General features: G+C 52.2%; 8 protein-coding genes. 7 read left to right on the top strand and 1 reads right to left on the bottom strand.

Going from position 1 to position 8895, the window contains the following annotated elements; all coding sequences use genetic code 11:
- The first annotated feature begins 36 nt into the window (after positions 1–36).
- The 7 genes from M3200_RS08025 to M3200_RS07995 all read left to right on the top strand — a co-directional run bounded on the left by M3200_RS08025 (position 37) and on the right by M3200_RS07995 (position 8546).
- Positions 37–1203: an alanyl-tRNA editing protein gene (locus M3200_RS08025; RefSeq protein ID WP_022383014.1), complete on the top strand. Its 1167-nt coding sequence runs from the start codon at positions 37–39 to the stop codon at positions 1201–1203.
- Positions 1204–1300: 97 nt separating this feature from the next.
- Entirely contained in the window at positions 1301–1816 is a 516-nt protein-coding gene (locus M3200_RS08020; protein ID WP_022383013.1) for a flavin reductase, read from the top strand.
- Between the two features lie 184 nt (positions 1817–2000).
- A complete protein-coding gene (locus M3200_RS08015; protein WP_022383012.1) occupies positions 2001–3545 on the top strand; it encodes an efflux transporter outer membrane subunit in 1545 nt (514 codons plus the stop codon).
- The gene (locus tag M3200_RS08010; RefSeq protein ID WP_022383011.1) at positions 3542–4561 is read left to right on the top strand and encodes an HlyD family secretion protein; all 1020 of its coding nucleotides are present in this window, start codon (positions 3542–3544) and stop codon (positions 4559–4561) included. The genes M3200_RS08015 and M3200_RS08010 overlap by 4 nt, the downstream gene beginning before the upstream one ends.
- Positions 4562–4567: 6 nt before the next feature.
- On the top strand, positions 4568–6319 hold the full coding sequence (locus M3200_RS08005) for an ATP-binding cassette domain-containing protein (RefSeq protein WP_288178233.1): 1752 nt from the start codon (positions 4568–4570) through the stop codon (positions 6317–6319).
- Positions 6316–7431: an ABC transporter permease gene (locus M3200_RS08000; protein ID WP_022383009.1), complete on the top strand. Its 1116-nt coding sequence runs from the start codon at positions 6316–6318 to the stop codon at positions 7429–7431. The genes M3200_RS08005 and M3200_RS08000 overlap by 4 nt, the downstream gene beginning before the upstream one ends.
- Positions 7428–8546 (top strand): ABC transporter permease, encoded by a 1119-nt coding sequence (locus M3200_RS07995; protein ID WP_022383008.1) that lies wholly within the window; start codon positions 7428–7430, stop codon positions 8544–8546. Before M3200_RS08000 ends, M3200_RS07995 begins: the two co-directional genes overlap by 4 nt.
- A gap of 53 nt (positions 8547–8599) precedes the next feature.
- Here M3200_RS07995 and M3200_RS07990 read toward each other — a convergent pair.
- The coding region (locus M3200_RS07990; RefSeq protein ID WP_502685330.1) for an Orn/Lys/Arg family decarboxylase at positions 8600–8895 on the bottom strand (296 nt) is incomplete at its 5' end.

The raw sequence follows: 8895 nt of genomic DNA, 5'->3' as shown, positions 1-8895 counted from the left end.
CGTCTTTTCTTTTTACCACGTACAAGGAGAACAAAGATGGAGATGAATGAACTCTTTTATAAAGATGCCTATCTGAAGGAATTTGACGCAGTCGTCACATCCTGCCACGAAGGGAAGAACGGCTTCGAAGTCGTCCTGGATGATACGGCATTTTATCCTGAAGGCGGCGGACAGCCATGGGATACCGGCACCCTGAATGATGCCAAAGTCACATCCGTACGGAAGAAAGACGGAGTGATCATCCATTATACTGACAAGCCTTTAGCAGAAGGAACGAAGGTCCATGGTGTCATCGACTGGATCCGCCGCTTCGACCATATGCAGAACCATTCCGGCGAGCATATCTTCTCCGGCCTTGTCCATAAGAAATTCGGCTATGACAATGTGGGATTCCACCTGCATGATATCGTGACGGTCGATTTCAATGGCATGATGACATGGCAGGATGCACTGGACATCGAAAGAGAAGCTAATGAAATTATCTGGAAGGATGAAGAGACGAAGATTTCCTTCCCGTCAAAGGAAGAGCTTTCCTCCATGGATTACAGAAGCAAGATCGAGCTTGATGGTACTGTCCGCATCGTGGAATTTCCTGAAGGCGACACCTGCGCCTGCTGCGGCACGCATGTATCGCGCGCAGGGGAGGTAGGCATCGTCAAAGTCCTCTCCCTTGCCAGACATAAAGGCGGCGTCCGCATCGAGCTTGTCTGCGGAAGAAGAGCCATGGAAATGATGGATAAGATTTACGACCTCAATGAGGACATTGCCGTCCGTTTCTCTGTCAAGCCTTTTGAAACGAAGGAAGCTGTCGAAAAACAGGCTGAAGAGAAGGCAGAACTCATGGCAAGGCTTGCTGATGCCAACCGCTGCTATTTCGCTCTTAAAGCGGGCGTTCTCGCAGAGGGAAAGCGCGCCGTCCTTTTGTACGAAGAAGAGCTGAACGCCGGGGAAATCCGCAAATTCTGCGAATATTTGACGGGAACAGGGAAGGATGACATCTACTTCGTCCTGTCAAAGAAGGATCAGGACTCCCTGAACTATGCCATCGGAAGCGCCAGGGAAGATCTCCGTCCGCTCATCAGGGAATGGAACAAGGCGCTTCATGGAAGAGGCGGCGGAAGGAGCGAAATGGTGCAGGGCTCCTTCTCCTGCCGGCTCTCCGAAGCAGAAGACCTCGTCCGCAGTCTGAATGAAGAAATGTGATTTCCTTATTTCGAAAATAACCGATTTATATGGTATAATATAAGAATAGTCACATCATTTATTAATGTTCCTATTATTTAATAAAGGAGAATATGCGATGTCTTTCAAAGAAATACCTGTAGAAGAATGCGGGATCAATCCGTTTGCCGATTTGTCAAAGTACTGCATCGTTACAGCAGGCAATAAGGAAAAATGCAATTCGATGCTTGTCACCTGGGGGTCCTTCGGCGTCATGTGGAGAAAACCGACTGCGACGATCTATATCCGTCAGAGCCGTTTCACCAAGACGATCCTGGAGAGCCAGGACTATTACACGCTTTCCGTCCTCCCGGTTTCCTACAAGCCGAAGGAAAGCTACATGGGATCCCATTCCGGACGCGACGGAGACAAGTTCGAAGGAAGCGGCCTCACCCCATGCTTCATCGGTGACGAAGCTGCCGCTGTAGAAGAAGCCGATCTCATCCTTGTATGCAAGAAGATTTACTCGCATGAAATGTCTTCTGAATTCTACACGGACAAGGAAACATACCAGCGCTGGAATGAAGGCAGACAGGCCGGCAACAACCACAGCGTTTTCATGGGAGAAATCGTGAAGGTACTCAAAAAAGAATAAACCGGAACTATTAAAAAGAGGGGATGCAGGAATGATTTTCTGCATAGTCTTTTTTTATGCGGGAAATGACTAGCGGTTGAAATTCCTAAGAGCAGCTTGTTATTTTTCTGTTATACTATAAGCAAAGAGTTTAAATTCAAGCAATGCTGATAAAGCTGTGCCTTCATAAATCCGGGAGGTAGTTATGAATCAGAGAAAAAGAGCGGTATGGGGCTTTATCCTGTGTTCTCTCCTCTGCTGCGGAGCAGGAGTCTCGGCCAAGGAGGCGGCTGCAGGGGAAAAAGCTGCCATGCCATTGTGGACCCGTGCGGCCGTCCAGTATGAAAATCCATATTTTACAGGAAATCCGGATGCATCCCTTTCTGCGGGAACACTTTCATCCTGGTGGACTGTATTCCATGACGATACGTTAAATGAGCTGATCGAAAAGGCGCTTGACGGGAGTCGCGATATGGAAGAGGCCCGCTCAAGGCTCCTGCAGGCAAGAGAGCAGGTAGGCATCACGAAGGCTGAGAAGCTTCCATGGGTGAATGCTGCCGGAGGATGGGTCCGCGGAGAAATGCCGGATGATATCACGCGCGGCATACTTCCAGCCCAGCTCCAGAACATGCCGCTTGGCATCGAAGGAAGCAACAGTGCAACGTATGCAGGCCTTGATGCGTCCTGGGAGCTCGATCTCTTCGGAAAGAAGAGTGCCAAGGTCCGGGAGGCAAGGGGAGCGCTTGAAGCGCAGAGAGGCATGCTCTATTCCACATGGGTATCCCTTTCTGCAGAAGTGGCCATGAACTATATCACGCTGAGGACGCTTCAGGCAGAACTGGATGTGACAGAAAAGTCCATTGCCAACATGAAGGAGAATCTGTCACTCATGCAGGTGAATCAGGAAAGCGGCCTTGTTTCCTCCGTGCCGGTCGATCAGCTGACATATACGCTGAAGGAAACGGAAGCCCAGATTCCTGAGCTCAAGTCGTCCATTGCAGGCACTATGTCAAAGATTGCCATCCTTACAGGAACGACGCCGGGCGCACTTGATGCCATGCTCATGACACCAAAGCCGCGTCCTGACATCGATCCGACACTGTATAATGCAATTCCTGCCGACGTGCTGAGGCAGCGGCCTGATGTCTATGCCGCTGAAAGCGCATGGGCCGCGCAGATTGCAAAGACTGATGAGGCAAAGGCTGTGATGAAGCCGAAAATTTCCATCCTGGGCGTACTGGGGCTCGCAACGCTTGGAACAGGAGGACTGTTCTCGGCAGGAAGCCGTGCTTTTGGCATCATGCCGCAGGTCACATTCCCGCTCTTCAATGGCGGGGCGCTCAGGAGAAACGTGAACGTGCAGTCCGATAAGGAAAAAGAAGCAAAGGCAAAGTATGAGAATACGGTATTGAAGGCGGCCGGAGAAGTCCGCACGGCGATGACGGCTGTCAGCCAGGATAAGGTCAGGCAGGATTCCCTGGAAACGGGGAGGGATAAGGCGAAGGAAGCTTTGGACCTTGCAGAAAATCAGTACCAGCACGGCCTTTCCGATTACATGGGCGTGCTTGATGCCGAGCGTCACTATCTTTCCCTGAACCAGTCCTGTGCTGTGGCAAAGGGAAAACAGATGACAGACCTTGTTTCCCTGTTCAAAGCGCTCGGAGGCGGTTGGAAGCCGCTGGATGAGGAAACGATAAAAGGCGCAAAAAATGATCAGAACGAGGAAAATGCAGGAGGTGAAGGGAAATGATGGAAACCATACAGAACCATAAGAGGGAATTTGGAATCGGCGCCATCATTCTTGCCGTTCTCCTCATTTTCTCTTTTTACGAATATCACGAAAAGAAGCAGGCTGAGCTTGCTGCCAGCCAGCTTGAACTGAACGGCAATGTCGATCTCAGGGAAGTTTCCCTTGCCTTCAGAAACAGCGACCGCATCACGGAAATCCTCGTCGATGAAGGGGATACAGTGAAGAAGGGACAGGTCCTTGCCAAGCTTGATACGCAGGATCTGAATTACAGGATCGACGTGACGAAATCCCAGATTGCTGCCCAGCAGGCTGTTGTCGACAAGATGCACAACGGCACGCGCCCGGAAGACCTGGCGCAGGCGGCTGCCAAGGTCAATGCGGCAAAGGCAGAGAAGGATTTCCTGACCGCCGACTACAACAGGAAGATGGATTCCTATAATACTTCCGGTGGAAAAGCCATCAGCAGGCAGGCCATTGATGATGCAAAGGCAAAGCTTGACGTCGCTTCCTCCAAACTGACAGAAGCCGAACAGGCAAACAACCTTGCCAAGGCAGGTCCGCGCGCAGAAGATGTAGCTGCTGCCGAAGCACAGCTCAAGGGGCTTCAGGATACCCTTGCCGGGCAGGAATATACACTGTCCCAGTCAGAACTCATTGCACCGCAGGACGGTGTCATCCGTTCAAGGCTTCTGGAAGTCGGAGACATGGCCTCCCCGCAGAGACCGGTTTTCCGCATTTCCCTTGATACGAAGAAATGGGTCCGCGTCTATGTGGCTGAACCGGACCTTGGAAAAATTCATGAAGGAGAAGCCGCTGACGTCTATATCGACAGCTATCCGGACAAGCCGGTCAATGGCACGATCGGATATATTTCCTCGACAGCAGAATTTACGCCAAAGAGCGTGCAGACGAATGAGCTCCGTACTGCTCTTCTTTATGAAGTCCGCGTCTATGTCGACGACAAGGACAATGTCCTCCGCATGGGCATGCCTGCGACCGTGAAAATCAAATTGTAAAGGATGATGGGTGTGGAAAAAGATGTGATCCGCGCAGAGAAACTGAATAAGGTCTTTTCCATAAAGGGGAAGAAACCGCTGACGGCGCTGAACGGACTCTCTCTTTCTGTCAAAAAAGGCGAGCTCACGGCAGTGATCGGGCCTGACGGTGCGGGGAAAACGACGCTGATGCGCCTGATTGCAGGCCTCATGAATCCCACATCCGGCAGCCTTACCGTCCTTGGCATGGACAGCGTGAAGGATGCGGAAGAAATCCAGAGCCGAATTTCCTACATGCCGCAGAAGTTCGGCCTTTATGAGGATCTGACAGTGCAGGAAAATCTCGATCTTTATGCTGATCTTCACGGCGTTCCTCAGGAAAAGAGGCCTGAAAGGTTCGGGAAACTGCTGGACATGATGGGGCTGGCGCCTTTTACTGGCCGGTTTGCAGGAAAGCTTTCCGGCGGCATGAAGCAGAAGCTGGGCCTTGCCTGCACGCTCGTCCGCTCGCCGGATCTTCTCCTTCTTGATGAACCGACGGTCGGCGTCGATCCGCTTTCCCGGCGCGAGCTGTGGAAAATACTGAAGACATTCGTCAAGGAAGAACACCTTTCCATCTTTGTCAGTACGGCATACATGAATGAAGCAGAAATGTGCAGCCATGTCTTCGTCCTCCATAAGGGGAATCTTCTGGCGGATGGCACGCCGGAGGATCTTTGCCGGATCGCAGACGGCCGCTGTTATAATGTCCTTCCGGAAGAAGGCGTCCCCACACGCATCCTGCAGGCGCATCTGATCGATGAGACGAAACTGATCGTCGATGCAGTGCCAAGAGGCGGCACCGTCCATTTCATCATGGAAAAGGGCGTCGATGAAATACCATACCTCAAGAGGCATCACCTTGAGCCCACGCCCGTTCCGGCCAAACTGGAAGACGGTTTCATGACGCTCCTTCGGAAAGCGGAAGGCCATGAAGCACCACCAGAAGAAGCAGAAGACGTGCTGGACCGGGGCGGAAGACCGTCCAGTGAAGTCAATATCGTCGTAAAGAACCTCGTCAAGAAGTTCGGGGACTTTACGGCTGTTTCCAATACATCCTTTGAAGTGCATAAGGGAGAAATCTTCGGTCTTTTAGGGCCGAACGGTGCAGGCAAGACGACGACGTTCAAAATGCTCTGCGGCCTTCTTCCTGAAACAAGCGGCTTTCTTTCCGTCGCAGGCGTCGACCTTAGAAAGGCAAGGACGCAGGCGCGTGCGAATATCGGGTATGTGGCGCAGAAGTTTTCCCTCTACAGCCATATGTCCGTCCTGGATAATCTGAAATTCTTCGGCGGCATCTATGGCGTACCGAAGGGGAGACTTTCTGAAAGGATCAGGGAGCTCTGCCAGGAGTTCGATCTGGAAGATGTCCTTGACCGTCTGGCGGAAGACCTGCCGGGCGGGTACAAGCAGCGTCTTTCCATGGCAGCGGCGCTTCTTCATGAGCCGCAGATTCTTTTCCTCGATGAACCGACCTCGGGCATCGACCCGCTGGCCAGAAGAAATTTCTGGAGAAGAATCACGACCCTTGCCGCGAGGGGCACGACAATAATCATCACGACGCATTTCATGGAAGAAGCCGAGTACTGCGACCGTTTCATGATCCAGGACAACGGCATCCTTCTGGCCATCGGAAGTCCTTCGGAAATCCGCGAGGAACTTGGGCAGCCGGGCGCTGACATGGACAGGATTTTCATTGAAATCGTCGAGCGGTCGAGAAAGGAAGGGGAGAAATCATGAGTTCCGGATTCTTTCGGCGCATGAAAGCGCTCATCCGCAAAGAGTTTCTCCAGCTTTCCAGAGACTCCAGTTCCCTTCTTCTGGGGATTGCTCTTCCAATCATTTTGATCCTGATCATCGGATACGGCATATCTCTTGACGTCAAGAACGTGCCGATCGCCGTTGTCCTGGAAGACCCTTCGCCGGCCTCCCAGGATGTCCTTTCCTTCATGGACGGGTCGGAATATTTCTCGCCAACCTATGTCACAAGTTTCAAGGAAGCCGAGCAGATGATGACAGACAGGAAGGTGAATGCCATCATCGATGTGCCTTCGGATTTCGCAGCGCGCCTCCACGAAGGGAATGCAAAGATGCTCCTTGTTCTTGACGGCGTGGAAACAGCGACGGCCATGAGCGTGCAGACCTACGTCGATACCTCTATCGCCTCCTGGGAAGCACGCCATATGTCCGGCGCTGCATCCTTCGGGACAGTGACAGTCGAACCGCGCATGTGGTATAACAATGCCAATTCCAGTACATGGTTCTTCATCCCGGGCCTCGTCATGCTGATCATGACGATTATCGGCGTCATGCTGACCTCGGTCGTCATGGCCCGTGAATGGGAGAGGGGGACATTCGAATCCCTCTTCGTCACGCCGGTAAAGCCGATGGAGCTTGTCCTTGCCAAGATGGTGCCGTACTTCTTCATCGCACTCCTTGGTACAGGCATCTGCCTTGTTCTCTCAAGGTTCCTCTTCAGCGTCCCCATGGTCGGTTCACTTTCCGCCATTCTTGGCATATCCATGATTTACCTGTTGGTTGCGCTTGGCATCGGGCTGATGATTTCAGCCGTCACGAAGAACCAGTTCCTGGCCTGCCAGCTTTCGCTATTGATCAGTTTCCTTCCCTGCTTTATTTTGTCAGGGTTCATTTTCGATTTACGATCGACACCGATCGTCGTGCGCGCTGTAGGGGAAATCCTTCCCTTCAGCCACTATCTCGTCTGCATCCGTTCGCTCTTCTTATCCGGCAATAACTGGACGATCCTTCTGACGCAGGGCGGCATTCTCATCCTTTATGCTGTATGCTTCGTGAGCATCGCTTTTGGCATCACGAGAAAGAAGGTGGAATGATGAGCACCTTCCAGCTTTTTCTGCAGCAGCTTGCCGTCATCTGCAAGAAGGAAATCCTCTCCATCTGGCAAGATCCCGCGACAAGAAGGATTGTCGTCATTCCTTGTATCCTGATGGGGTTCCTCTTCGGCTATGCGGCCAACTACAATCTGGAAAATGCGCCCTATGTCGTCCTTGACCAGAGCAGGAGCGGGGCTTCGGCAGACCTTCTTTCCCGCTTTGACGGGACATCGCTTTTCCACCGCGTGGCGACCGTGTCGAATGCCAATGAAATCGCGCCGTACATAGAGCAGGAAAAAGCTGTCATGGCGATTTCCATTCCGCAGGATTTCCAGGATAGGCTTGATCAGGGAGAAAAGGCTCCCGTCCAGATCATATCCGACGGAAGAAATACGATGGTCGCCGGCCTTGTTACCGGCTACGCAGGCCGTATCGTAAACAGCTTCAATCAGGAAAGGACAGGCGTCTCGGCACCTGTGACGGTCATTACAAGGACATGGTACAATCCGAACCAGATCACGCGCTGGTTCTTCATGCCGGGAATCATCGGGCTTTTGAGCTTTGCGCAGGTCTTTGTTCTGGCGGGGCTTTCGGTGGCAAGAGAAAGAGAAGAAGGCACCTTCGAGCAGCTTCTTGTTGCTCCTGTCAGCCCGTCAGTTATACTGATCGGCAAAGCCATGCCGCCAATGATCGTTGGATTCATTCAGTGCACGATTCTCTTCTGTATCAGCTACTTCTGGTTCAATGTGCCGTTTGCAGGAAACTTCGGCATGTTCTACACGGCTATTTTCTTCTACGTGCTGAGCTCGACAGGCTGCGGCCTCATCGTTTCCTCCATTTCCAAGAACATGCAGCAGGTGCTTGTCTATGTCGTAGTCCTGATGGTGCCGATGGCTCTTCTCTCCGGCGTCGTCACGCCGATCAATAATATGCCGCGGTTCCTCCAGATCATTACGTATGCGGATCCGCTCCGCTTTGCACTGGAACTCATCCGACGCATTTACCTTGAGGGCCTTACCTTCGGACAGCTCTTCTGGAACTTCATTCCGCTTAGTGTTATTTCCGCCGTAACACTCTCCGTGGCCGCCTATCTTTTCAGGCACCACTTGAACTGAATCATTACACGCAAAAAGCACCGCTTCCGCATTGGGAAACGGTGCTTTTGCTGTTATTTTTCAAATTCCTTCTTGAGGACATATCCGTAAGCGTGTTTCAGGCCGTCTTCGCCTTCCTGGACATAGACACCCTGGATTTCAGGAGCAAAGCCCGGGAGCTGGTTGATTCCTTCCACGAGGTCCAAGAAGTATTCAACAGCCGTCTTGGTCCATGCTTCACCGGCGTGTACGCAGATGACTCCTGGCGGATAGGGGAGAGCGCCTTCCAGAGCCGTTCTTCCTTCAGCCTCGGCAAGGTCTACGAGTTCGCCATGGCCTCTCATGAATTCATACTGTGCTTCCTGAGGAT

Origin of the sequence: Dialister sp. CAG:357 (assembly GCF_000435155.1) — a bacterium.
Classification (GTDB): Bacteria; Bacillota; Negativicutes; order Veillonellales; family Dialisteraceae; genus Dialister; species Dialister hominis.
This window is presented reverse-complemented; position numbering and strand designations above follow the sequence as displayed.